Annotated in this window: 26 protein-coding genes; 4 read left to right on the top strand and 22 right to left on the bottom strand. The window is 30.9% G+C overall.

Annotation, left to right across the window (positions count from 1 at the left end; translation table 11 throughout):
* The first annotated feature begins 250 nt into the window (after positions 1 to 250).
* Together ppsR and ppdK are read left to right on the top strand one after the other, a co-directional pair.
* Positions 251 to 1,060, top strand: coding sequence for a pyruvate, phosphate dikinase/phosphoenolpyruvate synthase regulator (ppsR, locus tag CS884_RS02440; RefSeq protein WP_099320483.1), 810 nt, complete (start codon positions 251 to 253; stop codon positions 1,058 to 1,060).
* 11 nt (positions 1,061 to 1,071) lie between these two features.
* Positions 1,072 to 3,699 carry a pyruvate, phosphate dikinase gene (gene ppdK, locus CS884_RS02435; protein ID WP_099320482.1) on the top strand — a complete coding sequence of 876 codons (2,628 nt, stop codon included), beginning with the start codon at positions 1,072 to 1,074 and terminating at the stop codon, positions 3,697 to 3,699.
* Positions 3,700 to 3,775: 76 nt separating this feature from the next.
* Here the strand turns inward: ppdK and CS884_RS02430 are convergent, their stop codons facing one another.
* The 3 genes from CS884_RS02430 to CS884_RS02420 all read right to left on the bottom strand — a co-directional run bounded on the left by CS884_RS02430 (position 3,776) and on the right by CS884_RS02420 (position 6,340).
* The gene (locus tag CS884_RS02430) at positions 3,776 to 4,111 is read right to left on the bottom strand and encodes a hypothetical protein (RefSeq protein WP_099320481.1); all 336 of its coding nucleotides are present in this window, start codon (positions 4,109 to 4,111) and stop codon (positions 3,776 to 3,778) included.
* Positions 4,104 to 5,351, bottom strand: coding sequence for a DUF1576 domain-containing protein (locus tag CS884_RS02425; RefSeq protein ID WP_099320480.1), 1,248 nt, complete (start codon positions 5,349 to 5,351; stop codon positions 4,104 to 4,106). The genes CS884_RS02430 and CS884_RS02425 overlap by 8 nt, the downstream gene beginning before the upstream one ends.
* Before the next feature lie 101 nt (positions 5,352 to 5,452).
* Complete coding sequence (locus CS884_RS02420) at positions 5,453 to 6,340, bottom strand: DegV family protein (RefSeq protein WP_099320479.1); 888 nt, start codon at positions 6,338 to 6,340, stop codon at positions 5,453 to 5,455.
* A 141-nt stretch (positions 6,341 to 6,481) separates the two neighbouring features.
* Between CS884_RS02420 and CS884_RS02415 the strand changes: the two genes are divergently transcribed.
* Entirely contained in the window at positions 6,482 to 7,372 is an 891-nt protein-coding gene (locus CS884_RS02415; RefSeq protein ID WP_099320478.1) for a radical SAM protein, read from the top strand.
* Between the two features lie 28 nt (positions 7,373 to 7,400).
* Here CS884_RS02415 and CS884_RS02410 read toward each other — a convergent pair whose 3' ends face one another.
* The 11 genes from CS884_RS02410 to hcp all read right to left on the bottom strand — a co-directional run bounded on the left by CS884_RS02410 (position 7,401) and on the right by hcp (position 17,643).
* Positions 7,401 to 7,802, bottom strand: a complete 402-nt coding sequence (locus CS884_RS02410; RefSeq protein ID WP_099320477.1) for a hypothetical protein — start codon at positions 7,800 to 7,802, stop codon at positions 7,401 to 7,403.
* A gap of 13 nt (positions 7,803 to 7,815) precedes the next feature.
* A complete protein-coding gene (locus CS884_RS02405; RefSeq protein WP_099320476.1) occupies positions 7,816 to 8,583 on the bottom strand; it encodes a nucleoside phosphorylase in 768 nt (255 codons plus the stop codon).
* A 35-nt stretch (positions 8,584 to 8,618) separates the two neighbouring features.
* On the bottom strand, positions 8,619 to 9,092 hold the full coding sequence (locus CS884_RS02400) for a GNAT family N-acetyltransferase (protein WP_099320475.1): 474 nt from the start codon (positions 9,090 to 9,092) through the stop codon (positions 8,619 to 8,621).
* A 5-nt stretch (positions 9,093 to 9,097) separates the two neighbouring features.
* Entirely contained in the window at positions 9,098 to 9,598 is a 501-nt protein-coding gene (locus tag CS884_RS02395; protein WP_219350574.1) for a prolyl-tRNA synthetase associated domain-containing protein, read from the bottom strand.
* Positions 9,599 to 9,613: 15 nt separating this feature from the next.
* Positions 9,614 to 10,090 carry a hotdog domain-containing protein gene (locus CS884_RS02390; RefSeq protein WP_099320473.1) on the bottom strand — a complete coding sequence of 159 codons (477 nt, stop codon included), beginning with the start codon at positions 10,088 to 10,090 and terminating at the stop codon, positions 9,614 to 9,616.
* Between the two features lie 232 nt (positions 10,091 to 10,322).
* A complete protein-coding gene (locus CS884_RS02385; protein ID WP_099320472.1) occupies positions 10,323 to 11,840 on the bottom strand; it encodes a YfcC family protein in 1,518 nt (505 codons plus the stop codon).
* A 21-nt stretch (positions 11,841 to 11,861) separates the two neighbouring features.
* Positions 11,862 to 12,797, bottom strand: coding sequence for a carbamate kinase (gene arcC, locus CS884_RS02380; protein WP_099320471.1), 936 nt, complete (start codon positions 12,795 to 12,797; stop codon positions 11,862 to 11,864).
* Positions 12,798 to 12,808: 11 nt separating this feature from the next.
* Positions 12,809 to 13,813, bottom strand: a complete 1,005-nt coding sequence (gene argF / locus CS884_RS02375) for an ornithine carbamoyltransferase (RefSeq protein WP_099320470.1) — start codon at positions 13,811 to 13,813, stop codon at positions 12,809 to 12,811.
* An 82-nt stretch (positions 13,814 to 13,895) separates the two neighbouring features.
* Positions 13,896 to 15,122: an arginine deiminase gene (gene arcA, locus CS884_RS02370; protein WP_099320469.1), complete on the bottom strand. Its 1,227-nt coding sequence runs from the start codon at positions 15,120 to 15,122 to the stop codon at positions 13,896 to 13,898.
* A gap of 187 nt (positions 15,123 to 15,309) precedes the next feature.
* Positions 15,310 to 15,957, bottom strand: coding sequence for a Crp/Fnr family transcriptional regulator (locus tag CS884_RS02365; protein WP_099320468.1), 648 nt, complete (start codon positions 15,955 to 15,957; stop codon positions 15,310 to 15,312).
* Between the two features lie 69 nt (positions 15,958 to 16,026).
* Positions 16,027 to 17,643, bottom strand: coding sequence for a hydroxylamine reductase (gene hcp / locus CS884_RS02360; RefSeq protein WP_099320467.1), 1,617 nt, complete (start codon positions 17,641 to 17,643; stop codon positions 16,027 to 16,029).
* A 231-nt stretch (positions 17,644 to 17,874) separates the two neighbouring features.
* Here hcp and CS884_RS02355 point away from each other — a divergent pair, with 231 nt between their 5' ends.
* Positions 17,875 to 19,134, top strand: coding sequence for an AraC family transcriptional regulator (locus CS884_RS02355; RefSeq protein ID WP_099320466.1), 1,260 nt, complete (start codon positions 17,875 to 17,877; stop codon positions 19,132 to 19,134).
* 115 nt (positions 19,135 to 19,249) lie between these two features.
* Here CS884_RS02355 and CS884_RS02350 read toward each other — a convergent pair whose 3' ends face one another.
* From CS884_RS02350 to CS884_RS02310, 8 genes are all read right to left on the bottom strand, one after another.
* Positions 19,250 to 20,008: an SDR family oxidoreductase gene (locus CS884_RS02350; RefSeq protein ID WP_099320465.1), complete on the bottom strand. Its 759-nt coding sequence runs from the start codon at positions 20,006 to 20,008 to the stop codon at positions 19,250 to 19,252.
* A gap of 169 nt (positions 20,009 to 20,177) precedes the next feature.
* On the bottom strand, positions 20,178 to 20,489 hold the full coding sequence (locus tag CS884_RS02345; protein ID WP_099320464.1) for a PadR family transcriptional regulator: 312 nt from the start codon (positions 20,487 to 20,489) through the stop codon (positions 20,178 to 20,180).
* Positions 20,489 to 21,262, bottom strand: a complete 774-nt coding sequence (locus CS884_RS10490) for a hypothetical protein (protein WP_143434404.1) — start codon at positions 21,260 to 21,262, stop codon at positions 20,489 to 20,491. Before CS884_RS10490 ends, CS884_RS02345 begins: the two co-directional genes overlap by 1 nt.
* A gap of 47 nt (positions 21,263 to 21,309) precedes the next feature.
* On the bottom strand, positions 21,310 to 21,729 hold the full coding sequence (locus CS884_RS02330; protein WP_180753290.1) for a DUF2812 domain-containing protein: 420 nt from the start codon (positions 21,727 to 21,729) through the stop codon (positions 21,310 to 21,312).
* A 241-nt stretch (positions 21,730 to 21,970) separates the two neighbouring features.
* A complete protein-coding gene (locus tag CS884_RS02325; protein ID WP_180753289.1) occupies positions 21,971 to 23,155 on the bottom strand; it encodes a hypothetical protein in 1,185 nt (394 codons plus the stop codon).
* Between the two features lie 120 nt (positions 23,156 to 23,275).
* Positions 23,276 to 23,893 (bottom strand): bifunctional 2-polyprenyl-6-hydroxyphenol methylase/3-demethylubiquinol 3-O-methyltransferase UbiG, encoded by a 618-nt coding sequence (locus tag CS884_RS02320; RefSeq protein ID WP_099320460.1) that lies wholly within the window; start codon positions 23,891 to 23,893, stop codon positions 23,276 to 23,278.
* 186 nt (positions 23,894 to 24,079) lie between these two features.
* Entirely contained in the window at positions 24,080 to 24,559 is a 480-nt protein-coding gene (locus CS884_RS02315) for a hemolysin III family protein (RefSeq protein WP_257875735.1), read from the bottom strand.
* Positions 24,560 to 24,769: 210 nt separating this feature from the next.
* On the bottom strand, positions 24,770 to 25,423 hold the full coding sequence (locus tag CS884_RS02310) for a cupin domain-containing protein (RefSeq protein ID WP_099320459.1): 654 nt from the start codon (positions 25,421 to 25,423) through the stop codon (positions 24,770 to 24,772).
* Positions 25,424 to 25,456: the final 33 nt, after the last annotated feature.

The raw sequence follows: 25,456 nt of genomic DNA, 5'->3' as shown, positions 1-25,456 counted from the left end.
AAGACTCTCTTTGCACTTATGCGTGCCACATGAAATATGTATAAAAGCAACCTTCAAAGACTTGATTTAAAGATTTACACCAACCATCTTCTCTCTTAAAAATCTTAGCTTTTACTCCTCTTTTAATATTTCGTATTTTAAATATTATATTTCATTTAAAAAGAATGTCAAAGCATATAATTTTGACGGAAAATATTTTCATATTTCAAAAATGGTGTATAATAAAGCTAGGGCGTGAGAAGGAGTAACTATGGATTTATTTGTATATATTATTTCAGATGCAGATGGTATGGATATACTACATTTATCCCGAAATATAATGGATAGATTTGAAATAAAATATAAGGAAAAATCATTTTTAAATATTAGTAATTATGAAATCCTTTGCAAAGCTTTTGCTGATATAAAAAATGATTGTGGTTACAAAATAATTTTCAGTTCTCTAAATCACCCAAATCACGATAGTGCCTTAAGAAATTTTGGTCAAAAGGAAAAAATTCTTTTGATTGATTGTACGAATTATACCATTAGTAAGATCAGCGAATATTTAGGTATAATTCCAAGTGATGATAAAGAGGTAGAAAACAGCAAAATCATACATCATATTAAGAGAATGGAAGCTATAGATTTTGCTATTAAATATGACGATGGCCAAGATTTTAATGGAATAAAATATTGTGATATATGTTTAATCGGAGTTTCAAGATCTTCTAAAACACCTTTGTCGGTATATTTGGCAAGCATAGGATATAAGGTTTCAAATATACCAATTTTATTGCAATCTAGGGTTCCTAGCGAGTTATTTTCTATAGATAATAGAAAAATTTTTGGCTTGACTATTGATAAACATAGGCTTCAACAAATCAGAGAAGAAAGATTAAAGTCTATTAATTTACCTAAGGATTCCAAATATTGTGACATAAAATACATCGAAGAGGAATTAGACTTTGCAAAGGAAATTATGAAAGATCTAGATTGTAAGATTGTTGATGTAACTAACAAATCAATAGAAGAAGCATCTGATTTTATCATTAGTAACATAGAAAATATTAATAAATGAAAGGGGAAATTATGGGCGATAAATATGTTTATAATTTTAATGAAGGCAACAAGGACATGAGAGCTTTGCTCGGTGGTAAAGGTGCAAACCTAGCTGAAATGACTAATTTAGGTATCACAGTACCTTATGGTTTCACAATAACTACCGAAGCTTGCACAAGATTTTATCAAGAAGATAAAAAGCTTTGGCAAACACTAAATGATGAAGTTAGTGAACACATCAAAGATTTGGAAAAAGCAAACGATAAGACATTTGGTTCTACAGAAGATCCACTTTTAGTTTCAGTTAGATCTGGCGCACCTATTTCAATGCCAGGCATGATGGATACAATTTTAAACCTTGGTTTAAATGACGATGCTGTAATTGGTTTAGCAAAGAAAACCGATAACGAAAGATTTGCTTACGACTCATACAGACGTTTTATTCAAATGTTTTCCGATGTAGCTATGGAAGTCGATAAAAACAACTTTGAAGATCTATTAACTGCTAAGAAAAACAAAAAAGGTGTAAAACAAGATACAGAACTAGATGCAAATGACCTAAAAGAGCTTGTAGAAGAATACAAGGCAAAATATAAAGAAATTATGGGCGAAGAATTCCCACAAGAACCTAGAAAACAATTAGATTTGGCAATATCAGCTGTATTCAGATCTTGGGGCAATGACAGAGCTATTTTATACAGAAAACTAAATGACATTGATGATTCTATGGGAACTGCAGTTAACGTACAATCAATGGTATTTGGAAATATGGGCGATACATCAGGAACAGGTGTTGCATTTTCTAGAAACCCAGCTACTGGTGAAAATAAATTATTTGGTGAATATTTAATTAACGCTCAAGGTGAAGATGTAGTTGCTGGAGTTAGAACTCCTCAAGAAATTGCTACCCTAGCTGATGCGATGCCAGAAGTTTATAAACAATTTGCCGATACTGCAAAAAAACTTGAAGATCACTATCAAGATATGCAAGATATGGAATTTACTATCCAAGATGGTAAACTTTTCCTACTTCAAACAAGAAATGGTAAAAGAACTGCCCAAGCAGCAGTAGATATAGCAGTAGATATGGTTCATGAAGGTTTAATCGATAAGAAAACTGCTATTTTAAGAGTTAATCCAAAAGATTTAGATGGTTTACTCCACCCTACATTTACAGATGAGACTATCAAAGCTAATCAAGCAATAGCTAAAGGATTAGCTGCTTCTCCAGGAGCTGCAGTTGGTAAAATTTCCTTTACTGCAAAAGATGCAGCTATTAGAGCAAAAGATGGCGAAGAAGTAATTTTAGTTCGTGAAGAAACTTCTCCAGAAGACTTGGAAGGAATGGTATCTGCAAAAGGAATACTAACAGCTCGTGGTGGTATGACAAGCCATGCTGCAGTAGTTGCTCGTGGTATGGGAAAATGCTGCGTATCAGGTGCAAGCGGAATTCACGTCGATGAAAATCAGGGAACTTTAAGAGTTGGAGATCAAGTTTATACAAGAGATGATGTTATTTCTATAAATGGTTCTACAGGTGAAGTTTATGCAGGAGCTTTGGAAACTCACTCACCAAAACTTGAAGGTTACTTTGGAGAATTCATGAGCTGGGTTGATGAATTTAGGGATATGAAGATCAGAACAAACGCTGATACACCTAGAGATGCTGCTCAAGCTTTGGAATTTGGTGCTGAAGGTATCGGTCTATGCCGTACAGAACATATGTTCTTTAAAGAAGATAGAATTTTCCAAGTTAGAAAAATGATTTTAGCAAATGAGCTTGAAATAAGAAAACAAGCACTAGATAAAATTCTTCCAATGCAAGAAGACGACTTCTATCAAATCTATACACTTATGGGTGAAAGACCAGTTACAGTTAGATTACTAGACCCACCTCTACATGAATTCTTACCAAAAGGAGATTTGGAAATTACTGAATTGGCAGCTGATTTAGGAATTGAACCAGCAAGAGTTCGTGAAAGAATAAGTGAATTACAAGAAGTAAACCCAATGCTTGGATTTAGAGGTCTAAGATTAGGAGTAAAATATCCAGAAATTTCAAGAATGCAAGCTCGCGCAATTATGCAAGCTGCTCTACACTGCCATGAAGATGGTATAAAAGTTATTCCAGAAATAATGATCCCACTTTCTTCTGATGTAAAAGAATTAAAATATGTTATTGATGAAGTAAGAGATGAAATCAATAAAGTATTTGAAGAAAAAGGCAAAGAAATCAAATATTTAGTTGGAACAATGATTGAAATTCCAAGAGCTGCAATAACAGCTGATGAAATTGCAGAAATTACAGACTTCTTTAGCTTTGGTACAAACGACTTAACTCAAATGACCTTTGGTCTATCAAGAGATGACGCTGGTAAGTTCTTACCACTATATTTGGAAAAAGATTTGTTCGAAAAAGATCCATTCCAAGTATTAGATCAAAAAGGTGTTGGTTTCTTAATAGAAACAGCAGTTGCTAAAGGAAAGAAAGCAAATGAAGCTTTACATTTAGGTATATGCGGTGAACACGGTGGTGAACCAAGTACTGTTAAATATCTATACAATGTAGGTCTTGACTATGCTTCATGTTCTCCATTTAGAGTTCCAATAGCAAAACTTGCTGCAAGCCAAGCTGCAATAGAAAAAGAAAATAAATAGTAAAATTCACAGAAATTTAGCTAAACAATAAAATAAGTCCAAGCTCGTAATGAGTTTGGACTTGTTTTTTATTATTCTAATGATTTCTTATAACAGTTATTGATAGTAACTGATTTTTTACCTCAACATCCGATTTATCGACTAAATATCCGATGGAACTAATTTCTTTTTCATCTGGCATATCCAAAAGTCCACCATAATACTCTTCATACTCTACCATTCTCGGATGCTTTAAATTTTCTTTTAATTGATCTATATCCGAAATATCTGAATTTATTCTGCCTTCTATACTTATTTCTGTATAATCGTCATTAATATCAATATGAGCAGATAAATCAGAAAATTCGTGAAGAACAAAATATTCTATCAAGATGTTTAAAATTTTTCTTGCCTTATCTCTTTCTCTATTCATTCATATGCCTTTCACGTAAATTTTTAAAAATCGGAACCAAAATTGCTGCTACCATCCCTCCTGCTAAGCCATTATTATACAAATTAATTCCCCCGTGTGCAAAACCAATATTTGTGGCAACCGCCTTGTGTAAAAATCCAGCCAATAATCCAACAACTATTCCAAAATCACCAGCAATTGGGGCAAGTGTTGTCGCAAAAAGTGCTGTCAAAACTGCCTGGGTACTTGAAGGATCGTATTTGTTTATAACACTTGTCAAGAAAACTCCAACCATAATTGGAACTACATTTCTTGGATGCTTTCCAAAAGCAGCAAAGCCCATAATAGTCAATATTCCACCAACTACAGGACCATTAAATTTACCTGCACTAATAATAACAAAGGCTATCGAGATTAATCCCATTAGACCCATATTAAAAACAACTAAATGCTTATCAGAATTAATGGTAAAATCTGTAAGTAAGCGTCCGCTTTCTGATAATATCTCTTTTTTGTAATTTTTTATCCCATTCGCATTAATCAAACCATAAAGTATGAATGTCAAAGAAAGAGAAAGTAAAAATACAAAAGGATACATATCGTTGCCTTGATAAATCAAGCTAATTTGAGGAATTTCTCTATCAAACATCCTAAGAATTCCCGCAAAAACAATGGCAACTATACCCAAAGTAAAGCCAACATTATACAAGCAATAACCCTCGTGAAAATTTAGCATGGACTTAGATAAAGGAATTATTACAAATCCCACCAAAATCCCAACTAAAAATCCCAAGGCAAATCCTAAAATTGGATTAAAACCTAAAGCAAAATAAAATAAACTTACCAAGGGGCTTATTCCAGTAACAAAGCACATAACGTTCATAAAATTTGCCACGTTATAAGATTTTACTTTAGTGTATAAATACACTCCTAGCATCAAAGGTATGGAATTTATCAAATTCTTTCCAAAAAAGCTAAAGCCGGTTAGGGTAAATAATCCAGCAATATGCGCTCCCGTAAGTCTTGCACCAGATTTATCAGAAATAAAAACTGAAAATAGCAACATTAAGCCAGCATTAATAAAGCTTGCTCCTTGTCCACCAATTTCCATATAATCAGATATTAGTATCGAAGGAGAGCTTATGATTTTTATTAATCCATTAGTATTATTGGTAAAATTACCTAAGAATAAACCAAACAATACCATTATTAAGCTTGCAAGGTAAAATTCTTTGTATCTAAAATCACTTATTTTTTTCATAACAGTCCATAATTTTCAATTTTTTTAAATTAGCTTAGTTCATAATTAACTTTGTTTTAATTATAAAAATATTTTTTTAAAAAAAAGGACAATTTCTTGTCCTATTTTAATCTTTCCTTGCCCCAATAAAACAAATTTATAGCGCCAGGACCAATGTGGCTTCCTATGGTTGGACCTATATTAAAGACCTTTATTTTATCATTAGCGTTTTTGAAATTTTCTTTTAGCAAATCAACTAGGTCATTTACCAATTCAATATTATCTGCATGGGTTATAAAAATATCATCTGAATAATCCAATTCATTTATAGCATTAACTTTCATTCTGTTTACCATGGTTTGGATTAGTTTCTTTTCAGTTCTTACTTTTGTTGTTACCACCATGTGTCCATCATCGCCTACTTCTATAAGTGGTGCAATTTTTAACATTCCGCCGATATTGGCTGCCATCTTTGATATTCTGCCACTTCTCGCTATATATTCTAGATTTGAATTACTGGTATAGCTTATAACGTGAAGTTTATTATCTTCTGCCCACTTATATAGTGTATCTATATCCATCCCAGAATTTTTGAAATTTGCTAATTTGTAAACAAGCATTCCAACTCCAGCAGATGCCATTCTTGAATCTACTGGATAAAATTTTTGATTTGGATATTCCTCTCTTAATATTTCAAAAGCTTCAAGTAAAGACCCGTATTGGCTACTTACTCCAGTAGATAAACATATGTGAATGATATCCTTACCTTCCTTTGCAAGATTTCTAAAATATTCTAAATAAGAAGCTGTATTTATCATAGATGTTGTTGGACATGAGCCATTTCTCATGTCATCGTAAAATGATTTTAAGTCTAGACTTTGACCAAAATCATCCAGATAAATTTTTTCATTAAGTTCATAATTTGAATATATTATTTTTACACCAAGATCATCAGTAAAATCTTGGCTTAAATCTACAATTGATTCTGCACTTAGTATATAATCTTTCATAAATTCTCCGTTCTGTTTGAATAAAGCTATATATATTTTATCACAACTTTCCTTTAAGTCTAGTTATTAAAATTTGAAATAATTATCTATCATCATTATAATTATATAATATAAAGGATTAAATTTAAAGAAAGGATTAATATGCATTACACAGGACAAGTTTACAGACCACCACTTGAAGCTTATACGCCACTACTTGAAGTTACTTATGGATGTTCGCATAACAAATGTATTTTTTGTGCTATGTATAATAAAACAAAATATGGAATTTCACCACTTTGTGATGTTGAAAGTGACATAATTGAGCTAAAAAATTCTAAAAGAAGAAAAGTTAAGCCTTACGAGAGAATTTATTTACTTAATGGCGATCCTTTCGTTTTGCCAACAGAAAGATTATTGGAAATTTCAAAACTAATAAAAAAGCACATTCCAGAATGCAAAACTATTACAGCTTATTGTTCTTTTTACAATTTAGAAAATAAATCTATCAAAGATTTAAAAAAATTAAAAGAGGCAGGCTACAACGAATTGTGGTTTGGAGTTGAAACAGGCTTTAAAAAAATTATCGACTGGATAAATAAGGGAACAGATCTTAAAGGTTATTACAGAGGACTTGATAAAATGAAAGAGGCCGGCATAGAATATCACGCCATTGTCATGCAAGGAATAGCAGGAGCTGGAAACGCAGAAGTAAATGCCAAAGAAACTGCCAAAGTTCTAAATTATTATCCGCCAAAGGGCGTTTACATCATGAGTACAGCTGTAATGGAAAACACTCCTCTATACTATATGAGAGAACGTGGAGAATTTCTGGAATCTACCAATAGAGAAAATATAGAAGAACAAATTTATCTACTAAAAAATCTAAAACTTCCTGATACAAGTCTTTACTCATCAGGTCATGTGGTAAATCTTGTAAATACGACTCATCATATGGACAAAAAAGATAAAATGATAAAAGAATTAGAAGAAGCTTTAGAAGAAATTGACCCAGAACTTTTGGATATGACTAACCAAGAAATAGCTAGATAAAATCACCCGCCATAAGCGGGTTTTTTCTTTAAAGACTTAGTTCAGAAAGTATTTCCTTACTAGTAATGCTTTTCTTAAATTTAATATCCCCTAATTCCAAAACAAAATAAGGGCTAGAAATATCCGAATCTTGATATGACTTAGCTATTGATAAAGAAATGTTTCCAAGTTTTTTTGAAAATTTATCAGGAGCTTTTCCTATTACTAAATACTGAGCAAAAGGATAGTTAAGATCATCTTCCAAAAATGGAATTGACAATTCGTATGGTTTTGAAATATCTAAAGCAAAATCGCTTAAAAAGCTAGAAAGTTTGGGATAATATTTTCTGATATTTTCCCTATAAAATTTACAATATAAGCAATTGCAAGAATCATAATAATCTTTATAAAATTTTTCTGTTTTTTCCATGTCTATTTCTATATTATCCATAACAACATCTTTATTAAATATTAATCACTGCTTCAATAGCAAGTTTTAGAGCATATTCTTCTGAATCTCTTCCAAAATTTCTTTGGTCGTAATTTGCAAGATCGGATAAAGAATCTGCTGTATAGAGAATTTCGCCCCATGTTGCTCCTCTAAACTCTGCCACAGCTGCAAGGGCTGAGCATTCCATTTCAACAACCTTACAACCTTCATTAATTCTATAACTGACCATATCCCCAGTTTCTCTAAAAAAACCATCTGTTGACCAAGTTTTCACTTCCTCGTAGCTTAAATTATTATCAATTAAAGTTTTTTCAATAGCTTTAAGAGCTTTCTTGTTGATATTTACAAAGCGAGATGGTTTTAAGTAATGATAGCTTGCTCCTTCATCTCTAAGAGCTTGTGTTGGTACTAAAAAAGTATTTTCGTTAATGTCTGTTAGATTGCCACAAGAACCAGTAGAAATTATTTCTCTTGCTCCATAAAAAATAAGCCAATCAAGGATTTGTGCCGATGCAGCCGCTCCAACGGGAGCTTGCATCAAAGCAATTTCTATGCCATCATAATTTATTTTATATACAGGATAAGATTTTGTTATAGAATCAAAACTCCATATGATTTCAGCTTTATATTTTTTTGCAATTTCATCGATTTTATCAGCCAAAAATGAAAAAACGCATTTTTTAGGTATAACAATTTCTAGCTTTTCATGATCTGGCATAATTACAGAATCTTTACTATCATCATATTCAAGAATGGGAAATTCATTTTTAAATAATGACATATTATAACTCCTAATTTAATTGATTTTTATTATTCCTAACATAAACACTTTATGTAAATCTGACAAGGATTTTGTTCATCCCACAAATCTTTCAAAATTTCTAGTTTTGCAAAACCCATGGCTTGGTAGAATTTATTTGTAAGATCATATTCCTTGTAATAACCACTTGCCACAGTTTTTACCTGAACATAAGAAAATTCTAGATTTCTAGCTAATTGCTCAAATTTTTCATAGACTAACTTGCCAATGCCAAGTCTTTGAAAATCTTTTTTTACTCCCATTACAAATATTTCACAAGTTTCATCACTTGTTTTATTCAAGACTATAAAAGCAACAGGCTTATCTCCTATAAATCCGCATATAAAGGGCATTTTGCATGATTTTTCTATATAATTTTTAATGGCTTTTTCATTTTCAAACCATTCTGGCAGATCACACAAAACATCTCTAGATATTTCCTTTTTTTCATTACAATTTTCTACTTCTTTGATTTTAATATTTTTAATCATAAGCCTTATTCAATACTTGAATTAGAATAAAAATGAACCGTATTCCCATTTTCTTCTACTAATTTTATCAAATCGCTTACTTTAAGCCAGATTGAAACAGTATTATCATTTGGATGGCAAGCTATCAAAGCTCCTTCTTTGGCAAAATAATTATCAATATATAGGTCTACTTGATTATTTTTGTCATTTAAAATTCCCATTGGACTAACCGATCCTGGAGTTAGGTCAAGAACTTCTTTCAATTGTTCATCACTTGCAAAATTTAGAGATTTTATCCCATGATCTTTTTTGAATTTTTTAAGATTTACCCTATCATCTCCTGAAACTATGATTAAATAATATTTTTTATTTTTCTTATCATAGCAAAATAAATTTTTGGCATTGGCATCATCGTGTAAAAGTTTAACGCCTTCCAGATCTTCCATAGAAAAAACTGCTCCATGGTCTTGTTTTTCATATTCTATATTTTTATCTTCGAGAAATTTATATACTTCTTCTTTTGTCACTATTATCTCCTATTTTTACATATTATCTTTAACAGCAACAGCGATTATCTTCGCCTTTGCACGAACTTCACCTTTTGCTTGCATAGTCATATTTACAATTACTTTTCTTTGACCTATTTCTTCTACTTCAGAAATTACACTTATTTCTTCATCCATGGGTGTTGGTTTTTTGAAATCTATTTCAAGTCTTGCTGTTATAAATCTTCCGATAACAGTATCTTTCTTTAATTCCAAACCTTTATTTTTGTGAGCAAAGTAGGCTGCAGAAGCTGTTCCATGGCAATCAAATATCATTGCTATCATTCCGCCAAAAAGATTGGCTGGAACTCCTCCAGTAAATTCTTTTGCTGGAATTATTTTACAGATACAATTTTTTCCGTCATCGCTTGGATATGATTTTAGGTGCATACCTTCTTTATTTTTAGGACCACATCCCCAACAATATTGAAATCTTTCGCCATATGTGTCTTGAATTGCAATCTTTTCTCCCATAAAAACTCCTTTTAAAATCGTATTTGACAAAAATTAAAAATTTTTAGTAATATTTTGTCTACCGATCCTATCTTATTTTTCTAATAATAACTAGAATTTTCTATGTCTATTATATCAAAGTTTTATAGTATATAAAAATTCTACATTGTTTTTAATTCTTAAAATAAAATTATTAAATTTTGACACAAAAAAGCCACCAGCTTTTTATAAACTGATGGCTTATATTTTTAAATTAGAATATCATCATGCAGATTGATAGAATGATAATATTAAGAATCATTACTACAAAGAATGGTTTTTTAACCCATTTTAGATATGTTGAATATTCAACTCTTGCAGCTGCTAGACCACCCATTACTACTCCTGATGTAGGTGTGATAAAGTTAATTAGTCCACAAGCTGCACAGAATATCATAATCATAATGTTAGGGTTAAAACCTAGTGTGCTTGCTAAAGGTCCCATTACTGGAATTGATAATGCTGCTAGTCCTGATGTTGATGGTACCAAGAAACTTAATAACATATATACAAGATATGAAAGTGGTACGAATACAAATGATGGTACACCACTTAACATTTGACTTGCTCTATCAAGAATGAAGAAGTCTAAGTGAGTAGCGCTCATAACTACTGTAATACCACGAGCAACTGCTATAATTAATGCTACTGATAATAGATCTGCAGCTCCAGCTATAAATGTATCTACAAAATTCTTTTCACCCATACGAGCAACTATAGCAATTATGATACTTGCAAGGATAAACCAAGCACCTAATTCTGCAAAGTACCAAGAACCTAAAGGTGCACCTGTTAAGAAATCTGACCATCCAAATGCTGCTAAGTAAGCATCTTCATCACCTTTGAAGTTGATATCTGCATAAGATATAAGTGATAGAATCATTATTACAAATGAGAATGCGAATACTCCAAGTACCGCTTTGTGTGTTCCTGTAAATTCAAGTCCTTGATCTTTTTCTTGAGCATAGTTTGCATTCATCTCATCAATTTCAGATGGAGTTAATTCTGTATTAGCTCTATTTTCTTTTACCTTTTGAGCATATTTAATTACAAAGAATATTACTGCTGCTACAGTTGTTAGCCATAAAATTGCACCAACAATCATTACTGTTGTAGCATTTGGTGTAATACCTACTGCTGATAATGAGCTCATTGCAGCTCCTGTTGCAAATGGGTTGATTGTTGAACCAAGTACACCTGCTCCAGCACCCAATAATACAGTACCTGCTGCTACTAATGTATCAAATCCTGCTACTACCATTGCTGCGGTTATTAATGGATAGAAACCTATTGTTTCTTCTGCCATACCATAAGTTGTTCCACCAAGTGAGAATAAAAACATTAAAATTACGATAAGCTTACTTTCTCTACCTTTCATGCTTCCAACCAAATGATAAATACCAGCTTCCAATGCTCCAGTAGACATCATTACACCAATAAATCCACCAATACCAAAGATAAATATGATTAGATCTGATGCATCTTGAAATCCTTTAGGAATTGCCATTACAAAATCTGAAAGTTTTGCACTTTGTACTGCGACAGTGCCACCATTTTTAACTGTATCTACTAATTCTCCGTATCTTTCTGGATCTAAGGCATCAATTATTTTTGAGCTAATTGGAGATCCGTTTAAAAATACAGAAAACAAGCAAACGATAGCTAGAAGAATCATTAATATTGAGAATGCACTCAAAGAATTTTTTTTCTTCTTTTCCTTTACGTTTGTCATCATTTTCTCCTTATTTAATTTTTACTTTTTAATAATAGTTCCTGTTTGACCTTTTAGTGCTTCAGCGGCTTTTTCTAAAGAAGTAATTAGTGCAATACCATTTTCAGAATTTTCTACATATTCAATGCATGCTTCGACTTTTGGTAACATTGAACCTTTAGCAAATTGTTCTTCTTTGATGTATTGGTTTGCTTGATCAATTGTCATTTCTTTAATAGCTTCTTGGTTTTCTTTGCCAAAATTAATCATTACTTGATCTACTGCAGTTAAGATAACTAACATATCAGCGTTAAGTTCGCTAGCTAATAATGCAGAAGATCTATCTTTATCAATAACTGCTGGAATGCCCTCTAATTTTTCTTCCTTTTCAATTACTGGTATTCCACCACCTCCTACTGTGATAACGATGTTATCGTTTTCAATTAAGCTATTAACAACATCCAGTTCCACAATTTCTTTAGGTATAGGACTTGCTACAACTCTTCTGTATCCACGTCCTGCATCCTCAACAAATATATACCCTTTTTCGGCAGCAATCTTCTCAGATTCTTCTTTGCTCATGAAAGATCCGATAGGTTTTGTTGGATTTTTGAAGGCTTCATCATTTTCATCCACTAATACTTGGGTTAAAACTGTAGCAACATTTTTATCCATACCACGTTTTTTAAGTTCGTTTCTTACGGATTGTTGTAAGTGATAACCTATGTATCCTTGGCTCATTGCACCACATTCAGGAAATGGCATTGCTGGAGTTCCTGCTCCATTTAATGCTGCATATTCGAATGCATTATTTATCATTCCAACTTGTGGACCATTACCATGACCAATTGCTAAATCGTATTCTTCTGATAAATCGACAATTGATTTAGCTGTTTTTGTAACTAACTCTAATTGCTCTTCAGGGGTTTTGCCTAAAGCATTACCCCCAAGAGCGATTACTAATCTTTTTTTACTCATATTTTACCTAATTATTTTAATGTTGCATACATTATAGCTTTGATTGTATGCATTCTGTTTTCAGCTTCATCAAATACTTTACTTTGTCTTCCTAGGAATACTTCGTCTTTTACTTCCATTCCTTCTAGATCGTATTTATCACCGAATTTTTCGTTAACATCTTTTCCAGTTGTTGTTTCAAGATCGTGGAATGATGGTAAGCAGTGTAGGAAGATAGCTTCAGGATCAGCTAAATCCATAACTTTTTGATTTACTTGGAATTTGTGAAGAATTTCAATTCTCTTTTCCCAAACTTCTTTTGGTTCTCCCATTGATACCCAAATATCTGTGTATATTACATGAGCTCCTTTTGCTGCTTCTTCTACATTTTCAGTAAATTCTACTTTTGAACCATGAACTTTTGCAAATTCTTTAGCTTCTGCAATTAGTTTTTCATCTGCCCAAAGTTCTTTTGGACCGCAACCTGTGTAGTTAAGACCTAGTTTAGCACAAGCTACCATTAAAGAGTTGCTTACGTTATTTCTGCAATCGCCCATGAATACAAAGTTTAGTCCCTTTAGATAGCCAAAGTTTTCTTTGATTGTTAACATATCAGCAATCATTTGTGTTGGGTGGAAATCATCTGTAAGACCATTCCATACTGGCACTCCTGAATATTTAGCTAATTTTTCAACTAATTCTTGGTCAAATCCTCTATATTCGATACCATCATAGAATCTTCCCAATACTTTTGCTGTATCTTCGATTGATTCTTTGTGTCCCATTTGGCTTGAACCTGGATCAAGATAGGTTACTCCCATTCCTAAATCCATTCCAGCAACTTCAAATGAGCAACGTGTTCTTGTTGAAGTTTTTTCGAATAATAGAACTATATTTTTTCCTTCTAGATATCTGTGTGGTGTTCTTGATAATTTTAATTTTTTGAATTGTTCACCTAGATCTATTAGGTATTTGATTTCATCTTCTGTTAGGAATTTTAATCCTAATATGCTTCTTCCTTGTAAATTTACTGGCATATTTTTTGCCTCCTTATAGTTTTGTTTTTTTTACTTTTTTATTTTAATTTATTTTAAAGCTTTTTGCAATATTAATTAATAATTAGTCTAAGCTTCTGATTAATGGCATTGTCATACATCTTGGACCACCACGACCTACTGTTAGGTTTGATGCGTCTAATTCGTGTAATTTGATGCCTGCTTCTCTTAGTGCAGCGTTTGTTACTGTATTTCTCTTATAAACAACTACTTCACCTGGAGCTATTGTTAATGTGTTTGAACCATCATTCCATTGTTCACGTTCAGCAGCAATTGGATCTCCATTACCACATGGAATTAGGCGAACTTTTTCAACGCCTGCAATTTCAGCTAAGATATCTTCAAATTCTCCTGATTTTTCTTCAATGTTTAATTCATTATCACCTTTTGTGATTTTGAAGATTTTTAGTGTTTGCATAATTCCTGGATGATAGGTAAATGCATCATGGTCAATTCTTGTAAATACTGTATCTAAGTGCATGAATGCTCTGTTTACAGGAATGTTTAGTGCATATATTGTTTCAATTGTATTTTCATTTTCACCAAAGAAGATATTTCTAGCTAATTCTTTGATTGCTTCATATTCTGTTCTTTGAGAAATACCGATTAGTAAAGTTTTATCAGAAATGATAAGTTCATCCCCACCTTCGATGTGGTATTCTTTTCCTCTACCATAGAAGTTTGGAACTTGACCTTTGTAATCTTTGTGATATCTGATTATATAATCACCATAGATTGTTTCTCTATTACGTGTTTCTGCAAACATTGTGTTGATTGAAACACCATTACCAATTGTAGCAAATGGATCTCTTGTGAAATAAAGGTTTGGCATTGGATTGATTGCTAAATAATTTCCCTTTTCACCCATTTGTTTTAATTCTTCTTCAGAGAATTTACCAATTTCTAGAAGAGTGATACCAGCCATTGTTTTTTCAACAAATTCTTTTGTATCTTTAATTCCTTCAAGTAATTGTCTACATTTTGAAAGAATTTCTTCATCTTTTACGCCAGTTTCTTCTAGATATTGATTTAGGAATTGTTCTCTTAAACCTTCGTTTTGATCTAAAGCTTCTGCTACTAAATCTTCAAGGTAAACTACTTCTGTTCCATTTTCTCTTAAAATATCTGTAAATCTATCGTGTTCTTCTTGAGCTAATTTTAAATCTGGAATATCATCAAATAATAATTCTTCCAATGTATTTGGAGTTAAATTTAATAATTCATCTCCTGGTCTATGAACCAAAACTTTTTCTAACTTATTAATTTCGCTTGTAACTTGTATTGCTGTCATTAATTCCTCCTGAATAATTTTTAGGAAACATTTTCCTTTTACATTCCTATTATACAATAACTGTTTTTTATATGTTGGACAAAATAGAAGAAATTTATTGTAAAAAATGACATAGTCGATGATTATACAAGATTTTTAAAAATAAGACAATTAATGTTACTGAATTATTATATAATTTTGAAAATCCCTAAATTATTTCGGCAAGTTTATCAAGGTCAATTATTTCAATAGATTTTTCTTTAATTTTTATTAGTCCATCATCTACCATATTTGAAAGTTCTCTCGATAATGATGGTCTTGTAGTTGCCAATATATCTGACCACTCTTCTCGTGAATAGTCCATTTTGACAAGCGAATTTTTTTGATTTAATATTAAATACTTAACAATTTTATTTCTTAAAGAAGACTGAGAAGTTATTTGATTATTGAGACTTAATTGTAAACATTTTTTTGATAATAAATTAATATAAGACTTTAAAAATGTATTTGGAAGCTTATAATTAAATAACTTTCTAAAATCATGTAGGATTAAAATTTCACTTTTTGTTTCAGCTACTGCAGAAAAATCAAATGCTTGCCCAAGATAAGAATAAACTTCACCAAAAATTTCTGATTTATCAAATCTTTTGATTATAAATCTTTTACCATTAGCATCTATCTTATAAACTAAAATGCTTCCTTTTATAAGATAATATATATCTTTACTAACTTCTCCTACTCTAAAAATATTTGTGCCCTTCTTATAAATTTTTTCTTCAATGCTTAATTTTTCTTGTATGTAAGAAAGTTCTGTTTCTGTTAAATCTTTAAAAATTGCTATTTCTCTTATATTCATAACCACCTCAATATAAGTATAGAAAAAAGACGTATATTTTTCAATACGTCTTTACTAAATTACCTATATTCAAGCTCTCATTTCCTGTAGATCTTCTTCAACTGTAGAATTTGGTTTAATATTAAATTTTTCAACTAAAAATTCCACTACTGTTTTAGATAAGAAAGCTGGAAGAGTCGGTCCCAAATGAATATTTTTCACTCCAAGGCTTAATAGGGCAAGTAATACTATTACAGCTTTTTGTTCATACCAAGCAATGTTATATTCAATTGGTAAATCATTTATTGATTCTAAGCCAAAAGCTTCCTTTAATAATAGAGCAATCTGTACTAGTGAGTAGGAATCGTTACATTGACCAGCATCTAGCACCCTTGGTATACCATTAATATCAGGAAGATTTAATTTGTTGTAACGATATTTTGCACAACCTGCTGTTAATATTATCCAATCTTCCGGAATTTTTTTAGCAAAGTCTGTATAGTAAGATCTTTGTTTAAATCTTCCATCACAACCTGCCATTACCACAAATTTTTTAATATTACCTTCTTTAATTTCTTCTACAATTTTATCAGCTAGTTGACTTACTTGATGATGAGCAAAACCACCTACAACTTTAGTATTTTCTAGATTTGTTGGAGCTTTACATTTCTTTGCCAATTCTATAATTTCTGAAAAATCTTTATAACCTTGACTGTCACTTTCAATATGTTTACATCCTGGGTAAGCAGCGGCACCTGTTGTAAACATTCTATCCTTGTAGGTATTTTTTTCTTTCATTGGTACTATACAGTTAGTAGTCATTAGAATCGGTCCGTTAAAGGATTCAAATTCTTCATTTTGGCTCCACCAACTATTACCATAATTGCCGTGGAAATGACTGTATTGTTTAAATTCTGGATAATAATTTGCCGGAAGCATTTCAGAATGTGTATAAATTTCAACTCCACTTTCTTTGCTTTGTTCTAATAGCATTTTCATATCCTTCAAATCATGTCCTGATATTAAAATCCCTGGTTTGTTTCCTGCTGAATAATCAACTTCTGTTATTTCTGGATTTCCAAAAGTTTCTGTATTTGCTTTATCTAGTAAAGCCATAGCCTTAACTCCATATTTTCCAGTTTCTAGTACCAAGTCTATTAAATCATTGATTTCTCTGTCAGATTTTATAGTTTTTTCTAAAGTTTGAGCAATAAATCTATCAACTTCTAAATCTCTAAAACCTAGTACATTAGCATGGTGATTATAAGCTGCCATACCTTTTAGGCCGTAGGTTATTAGCTCAACTAAACTTCTTTGATCTTCGTTTACAATATTTAAAACGCCAACTTCTATTGATTTTCTAGTAAGCTCTTCTTCATCATTTGAGGAGTATCTAGCAGATCCAGATAAAGCTTTTTTATCATCTAATTTTTCTAATAGATAATCTTTGACATTAATTGTTTCTTTGACAGCGTTCATAATGAATTCTCTATCAAAATTAGCATTTGTAATAGTAATAAATAAGTTAGTAGAAATTCTATCAAATATTTTATTATCATCTCCTACTTTATTTAAAACTTCAGCAAGTCCTTTAGTCACATAAACTAAGAGATCTTGAGCATTTGCTGTATCTTCTTTTTTTCCACATACTCCTTGAATAGTACATCCTTTGTTATTTGCAGTTTCTTGACATTGGTAGCAAAACATAATATCCTTTCCTTTCATGTTTTATGATTTCTTTATTTAAATTATAAGATGAAATTTGATCCAGTTCAGTAACATTTGTTACAATCATCATTTTATATAAAAAAATAAAAATTTTATTACTAATGGACAAAAAACTTCAAATTTGTTGTAAAAAACAGTAAATAGACTATAGTAATCTTCCGATTTTGTGATATTATATATTATATATGATGGTAGATTAAAGGAGAAAAAATGACTAACACTCGTTTAGAAGAAAAATTTGAATCTCATTTTGACTTATCAAATTTAGTTACTTATGAATATGAATTTGCAAATTCTACCACCAAACCTCTTATCCATCAGCAAGCAAGATTTTTATTATTTACAAGAGGTTCTGGTAAATTTGTATTAAATTCAAAAGAATATAAGGTTAAAAAAAATTCAATAGCCTTAATTATTCCATGGGATATTTCTGAAATAAAAGAAGTGGACGAGCCTTTAGATTTTATAAAAATAGTTTTTAATTATAGTGCATTTACTCAATATTTATCAGATATGGAAATTTTTACCGAAAATAATAGCGCATTTTATAAAGAGATCAAAGACAATAGAGTTAGATATCTAGATGACTTAGAATTTAAAAGTATTCTTAGGACTATGAAAAAATTTAGAGCTGAAGTCGGGGACATTTCTCAATACTACACTCCAAATAAAGACCAGTTTTCAAGAATTTATTTGTTGACTTTATTAATTGAGCTTACTATTGAGTACTTAAGATCAAAAAATTTTACGGATAAAACATCTAAAGATCAATTCCATGTAAATATTAATGAAGTTTTAAGCTATATGTACTCACATTTATCCGAAAAACTCACTCTCGAAAAAATTTCATCTGTGTTTTTTATGAGCAAGTCTTCCTTAACTAAATATTTAAAAGAAAGCATAAACTATACATTCAAAGAATTGCTTGAAGATATGAAATTTTCTAAGTCAGTCGACCTACTAACTTACACGTCATTAAGTATAAAAGAAATAGCAAGTGAAGTTGGTTATAATGATGATTCTCACTTTATAAATTCATTTTTACAGATAGAAAAAGTTACACCAAGTGAGTTTAGAGAAGATTATTTGGTAACGGAAAATAGATTGAAACTTTTCCAATCTGACAGAAAAAATGACCTAATAAGGTATATTGAAAATAATTTTGCTAACAAAGACTTATCAATTTCTATGGTTTCAAAGAAATTTAATATGAACAAGGCTTATGTAAATAGGTTGTTGAATTTTCAATTCGAGAAAAATTTTACCGAGTATTTAAATTATTTGAGAGTTACTAGAGCTATAGAATTGCTTAAATCTACAGATAAAGCAATAGAAGATATTTCTTATGAAGTTGGTTTTAACAATAGTAGAAGCTTTAGGAGAGCTTTTAACCAAATTCTAGAAATTAGTCCTTCAGAATTTAGAAAAAATGTAAAACTGCAAACTGCGGAGGGAAAAATTATTGGTTAAAATAAAAAGCTATTGCGCTTATTATTTTAGCTAAGATTCCTTGAAATAATGCACATCTTAAAGCAAATAAAGAGCTTGTCAAATGACAGGCTCTTATAATTTTCAAATGTTTAACTTACATTATAGTTAATCCACCATCGGATACCAATATTTGTCCGTTAATATTGGAAGCTTGATCTGAAGCTAGGAAAAGTAGATTTGAAGCTATCTCTTCTGCTGTTGCTACCATCTTGTCAAGTTTTGGTCCTCTCATTACAACTTCCATTCCTTTTTCATCAACATCGTTTAGATTTTGAAGAATTTCTGTTGCAATTCCACCAGGTGCTACCGCGTTACAGCGAATTTTATCGTTAGCATACATAGCTGCAGTATTTCTTACTAGTCCGTGAATAGCATTTTTAGACATTGTATAAGCTACTCCAGCTTTTCCGCCTCTGATTCCTGCAATTGAAGTTGTAGCGACGATTGCGCCACCATCTTTCATTAAAGGTATTGCTCCTTTAAATAATCTGAAAGAACCTTTTACATTTACATTAAAAATCCAATCAAAAGTTTCTTCTTTGCAATGAGTAATAGGCTCAAACTTATCCATTACACCAGCGTTTGCTATAAGAACATCTAATTTTTCATTTTCTTTACTTACTATTTCAAAAAGTTTATCTACGTCTTCTTGTTTTGAAACATCACATACTACAGGAACTATTTCTCCTTGGCAGTTTAAAGCTCTCACTTCATCTCTTAAAGCTATCAATTTTTCTTCTCTTCTAGCAACAGAATAAACTTTTGCCCCTTCTTTTGCTGCCATTATGCTAGCACTTCTACCAACTCCAGATGATGCTCCTGTAATTATAAGAACTTTATTTTCAAATCTCATTATCTTCCTCCTTTTATTTATTAACTAACATTAATATTATACCCAAAATAATAATCTTATATCTTTTATATATAATTTTTAAATGAGATTTTTCTCATAAAACTAGATCTTTCAGCAGAAAATATTTTAAAATTTTATTAATAGGAAAATTTTGTATAATTACTATCATTTATTTATCAAAATATTTCTCGTAATTGTCAATTAAAAGTCTAAGTCTTTGAACTTCTTCTTCTAAGAGTTTTTTGCCTTCATCTGTTATTGTGTAATATTTGCCTTTTTTGTTTGTTTCGACTCTTTTTATTAGGTCATTTTCTAAAAACTGTGCCAAAAGAGCATAAAGAGTACCTGGTGCCAAGTTTATTCTTCCCTTAGTTATCTTACTAACCCAAGAAGTGATTTCAGCTCCATTTCTAACTTCTCCCAAGGCTAATAGAGTAAAATACATAGGCTCAGTTAGGGTTTGAAATTGGTCTCTTGCCATTATTTCTCCCCCAAAATTTTTTCTATATCTTTTTGAACCGTAGCGTCGTTAAGATCTCCATTAATTTCCAAAACAACATTATTATATAAAATCAAATATTCGTTTTCATTAGATAAAATATAGGTTTTTTCATAAGGATATGATTTGGAAATATCTTTTACAAAACCTGCCCTATAAGGATGATTTCTTGAATTTTTTACAATTCTTTCAAATAAATCTTCTGCAAGATTCTCTGATTTTACTAGAGTTTTTCTTACAGCGAGATTATAATTTTTAGCAGAATAATGCTTACAACTTTCTGTTAGTAAACTTTTTCTTTCTGAAGTCACAGAAAAATTATCCAAATATTCTTCTTTTTGAACTTTATTGTCAATATTATCCATTACAAAAAATGTAAAAATACTTGCAGCAAGAGTGAGCGAAACTATCATTAATCCTAAAATAAGCTTCTTGCTCTTCTTTTTGACATCCATAAGCTTAATTTTCTTAACAAGAAAATAAACTAAAAACAATAGGAAAATATTGGGAAGAATTAATAAAAATCTTGATAAGCCATCAGAACTTCCTATTGGAACTAATATTGATGATATCCATGCCATTGCCGTCAAAATTAAAGGTATTATGGCTAAAAATACAAAGATTTTAGAAAAACTAAGTTTAGAAAATTTAAAATCTCTAATGTCTTTTGTATCCTTATTTCTTTTTCTAAAACTTATAAAATCAAAAAGGCTTAATATTATAAATACTAAAAGAAAAATACTCGCTGGCGCCATAAACAAAGGATAATTAGAATAATATATTTCACTAGAATTAAAGGAACCTAGGATAAAAAAAGATAAAATCGCAAATATAAAAGCGAAAAACTAATTGATATTATCTCTCCTCTAATTGCCTTATTTAAGATCCCTATTTCATCTAAGCTATCATTATATAAAGAATCTGCCCCATCTTTATCTAGTCTATAAATATTCATATTAAAAGACCTATCAATAAGATGCCAACCGTAATCTTCTGCCATATTATCAAAGTCTTTTTGTTCGTCTTTAGTAAGAGCAGTAAATGTTCCTTCATTTGGAGCGATAGAAATTTTATATTTTACATTTCTTGGGTCTGCTTTTTCAAACCTGTGAATAAATGATAAGGAAATTTTTTCAATTTGCCAGCCATCTTTTGCCATATCTTCATACCATTTTTCTACAAGAGCAAAATTAGTATAAGTTAAAAATCTAAATTTTAACATTTTTCCCTCCTTCATCTATCGAATATCGATATTAAGATTATATATCGATACTCGATACTTGTCAATAGAAAAATTATTTTTTCTTTATGCTGACAATTATTAATAAAGAAAAAGCTTTTAAGATTTATAAATCCTAAAAGCTTTGCATATTCCTAAAGATATTATAATTATATTGCAAAATAATATCCTACAAAATCATATTCTGAATATCATTTCTATACATTTTCTGCTGATAATGGTTTTATGACAAAAAGTAAATAGAGTCTTTGTTAAAACAGACTTGATTCGTACGATTATAAATATAATTTAAGTCTTCTATCTTTTTTATTAGCACTCTTGTGCCTGGATTTGCAAGTTCTGCAAATTTTCTTACAAGGTTTTTTTCTATTTCTTGAGCATCGTTGTATAAATTTTCTCCCTTAGCTTTTAAAAACTCATCAACTGGGCCTTTTTTAATTAACGGAATATTTCCTATAAATTTACCTGCTGTTTTTCCAGCTAATCCTATGCCCTTAAATAAATTTGCCTCAACTCCGCTCTTAGATATTTTTTCTATATCTAAGGAAGCTTCGTTAAAATAATCTCTATACTTCGCTGATAATTTTTCTATTTCGTTTTTAGTGTTTTCAATGTATTCTTCTTTAAAATTACCAGATAGCATTATTTCCATTAATGATGCTAAGGAAAATATATAAATGGATAGGCGATAGTATTTGAATTTTTTTAATAAATCTGCTAATGTCGAATTAATTTTCCCTTGAGATGTTAGAAGTTGTTTCTTTGAAACTTCAGCTGTAAGTTTCTTTTGGAAAGCTAATATATTTTTTCTTGATCTGTTTTTTATGTCCATAATTACATTATGGCTATTTGCAACTACTAGCTCTTTGTCCCAATTGTACTTATAATTATTTACTATCTCCATTAAAGTTTCAACATCTGCTTCGATTTGCGATTCATTTTCAACTTCAAGAAATGAAAGTATTTTTTTCTGAGTTTCTGATATTTCCTTAATATCTTTTTCAATAGAATAAAGCATCATCGCTACAAAAATAGTTGCTGGATCAATTGGAAGCATGGTTTTTGTTGTTACTGTAAGTGATCCCACTTCTTTAAGTTGAACCATCTTAGACTTACCTTTGGTTGTTTTCATTGCACCCCAAGCATTGCCATTTTTGGCCATCTTCAATGTATCGCCTAAAGCTGCATTTGCTATTTTATATAGACCATCAGTAGGTAAGGACGTTGTCTGAGTAATAGTATTAAAAGCAGGAACTAATGATGATATACTTGCTCCTAGCATTGAAAGTTCTTCAATTGGCAAACTTAATGTATTTTTTAAATTAATTGATTTCCTCGCATCCTCAAGCATTTCTTCTGTTAATATTTCCAAGTTATAATTTTCATCAACTTTATTAAGATCTCCCATCTTACACCTCCGAATATTTTGATAATTGCTTCTTCATCTTTTTTAAATTATAGGCTTTATTATTATGTTTATTTATAGATTCCACACAACAATATATACAGAGCCATCAACTTATAAAACTTATTTCTTTAATGTGATTATCCCTGCACATTCTGAAATTTTTTCAAATTTCATATCTGGAAAATATGCCTTCATCTCATTCACAACAAAGTAGAATTCATCTTTGTCCCATTCATCTCCTACTTTTTTCATGCATTTATCATGTTCTATACGATTTTCAAAAGCTACATCCCCAATGTATATGACTGCATTTTCGTCTAATTGTTTAAGCAAACTTTTTAAAAACGTAACTTTTTTAGAATCAGTTAGATGGTGGAGAGAATATGTAGCAATTATTGCATCATATTTATGTTCTAATAATGCTTCTACCAATCCATTAGAAATATCTCCGTTATATAGCTTAGCTTCAGGCATTTTCTTTTGAGCTATATCTATCATTCTTTCAGAAAAATCCTGTCCGTAAATGTTACAGCCCTGCTGATATAGCCTGAATATTAAAGTTCCAGTACCAAATCCAATGTCTAAAATATTTTTATAAGATGCGTTTAATATGCGATTATATATTTCATTTAATACTATTTTATATCCAGCGAATGGATAGGATTCATTATTATCAGAAATATCAACACATTCATCGTAATCATCTGCCCATAAATCAAAGCCTTCGTTAGTTAACATTTTATCTCCCAATGATTCTAATTTCTCGCCATCAATACTACACTCTCCACAAAGCTTTAGTGGCAAGTGTGTATGAGATTTGAGTTTTTATGATTGTTTATACAAATTCTGTCTTTGTGTCTTTAGCTAATTTCTTTATTTATTACTTAACTTTTGATTTTATACTTGCTTCAATCTTTTTTTCTATTACCCTAAAAACCTATAATTGCCATAAAACATGACAAAGGTTGCTATCAGTATAAAAATATGCCATATAGCATGATTGTATGGTATTTTTTTTATTGAATAAAAAATTGCTCCTATGGTATAGAAAAGTCCACCAAGTACCAAAAATAAAATATAGTATATACCTATATATTTATAAATCTGATAGATAAGTAAAAGTGATATCCAGTCCATTGCCATGTATATAATCATAGAAGCCTTATTTATCTTATCTTCTTTGCCTGCAGTAAAGGCTGTTATGTTCATCCCTATGCCTATTAATGCCAAGATCCATATTAAAACAAATATAACTATGGAAAAAGTAGACATTAAGCCAATTAAGATAATTGGAGTATATGAGCCTGCAATTGTCAAATAGATTACTCCGTGATCAATTGCCCTAAAGATCGTCCTTGCTAAGGGATTGGTAATAGAGTGATAGAGGCTTGAAGATAAAAACATTATGGCTATGGCTATAAAATAAATTAACCAGGCTAAAAATCTAATTATGTCTTTGCCACTATAAGCTTTAATGACTACTGGTAAAAAAATATCAGGCTTAGGATAAATCCTAAAACGTGGGTAGCTATATTTAAAGCTTCCTCAGACTTGCTATATTTAATAATTCTCATATTTATCCCACCTCCAATATTTTAACTTCTTTAAATCATTTTATTCCAAAGTAAGAAGAAGTGCCATCTTAAACTTCTTTGTAGCTTTTACTGAGTGTAGACCACCTTTTGCAAAGTGGAAGTTTTCGCCAGCACAGACTACATGGTCCTTCCCCTCATAGTTTATGACAGCTTCGCCATCCAGAGCAAAGATGATTGCCTCGCCGGGAGCGGCGTGTTCCGAAAGCTCTGTGCCTTCATCAAATGCCATAACGACGAATTTCATCTTGTCATTATGCACCACATCCATGTTGACGATCTTGCCTTCCGCATAAGGAACAAGGTCTTTCAATTTAAAAACTTCTCCCGCTTTAATTTTTTCGTTCATAATACTCTCCTTTCTTACAGATACCTCTGTATATACACTGCCTTTTGCAGTACTCATTCCCATAGGGGTGTTTGTCAGTGTTAAGATACTTTCTCCTACTTGCAATCTTTGCAAGAAATTATCTTTTCCATAAACCTCCAAGCTGCCCTCTGCAACGATTAATAGCTTGTGGTAGGGATAAATCTCTGCACTTATGTCCGTATTCTTAGCCAGTGAAAAATATGTAATGGAATTTTCTCCACCATAGATTTCTTTTGATATAGTACATCCTGGAACCGACGGATTATCCCTTCCTATTGAAAAGACTTCGCCTATTTTTTCTTTCATTTTATCACATCCCATTTTTCTATTCTGTCTGCA

Source organism: Anaerococcus sp. Marseille-P3625 (assembly GCF_900232825.1).
Classification (GTDB): Bacteria; Bacillota; Clostridia; order Tissierellales; family Peptoniphilaceae; genus Anaerococcus.
Note: the sequence above shows the minus strand (reverse complement) of the source record. Positions and strands in the feature narration are given on the sequence as shown.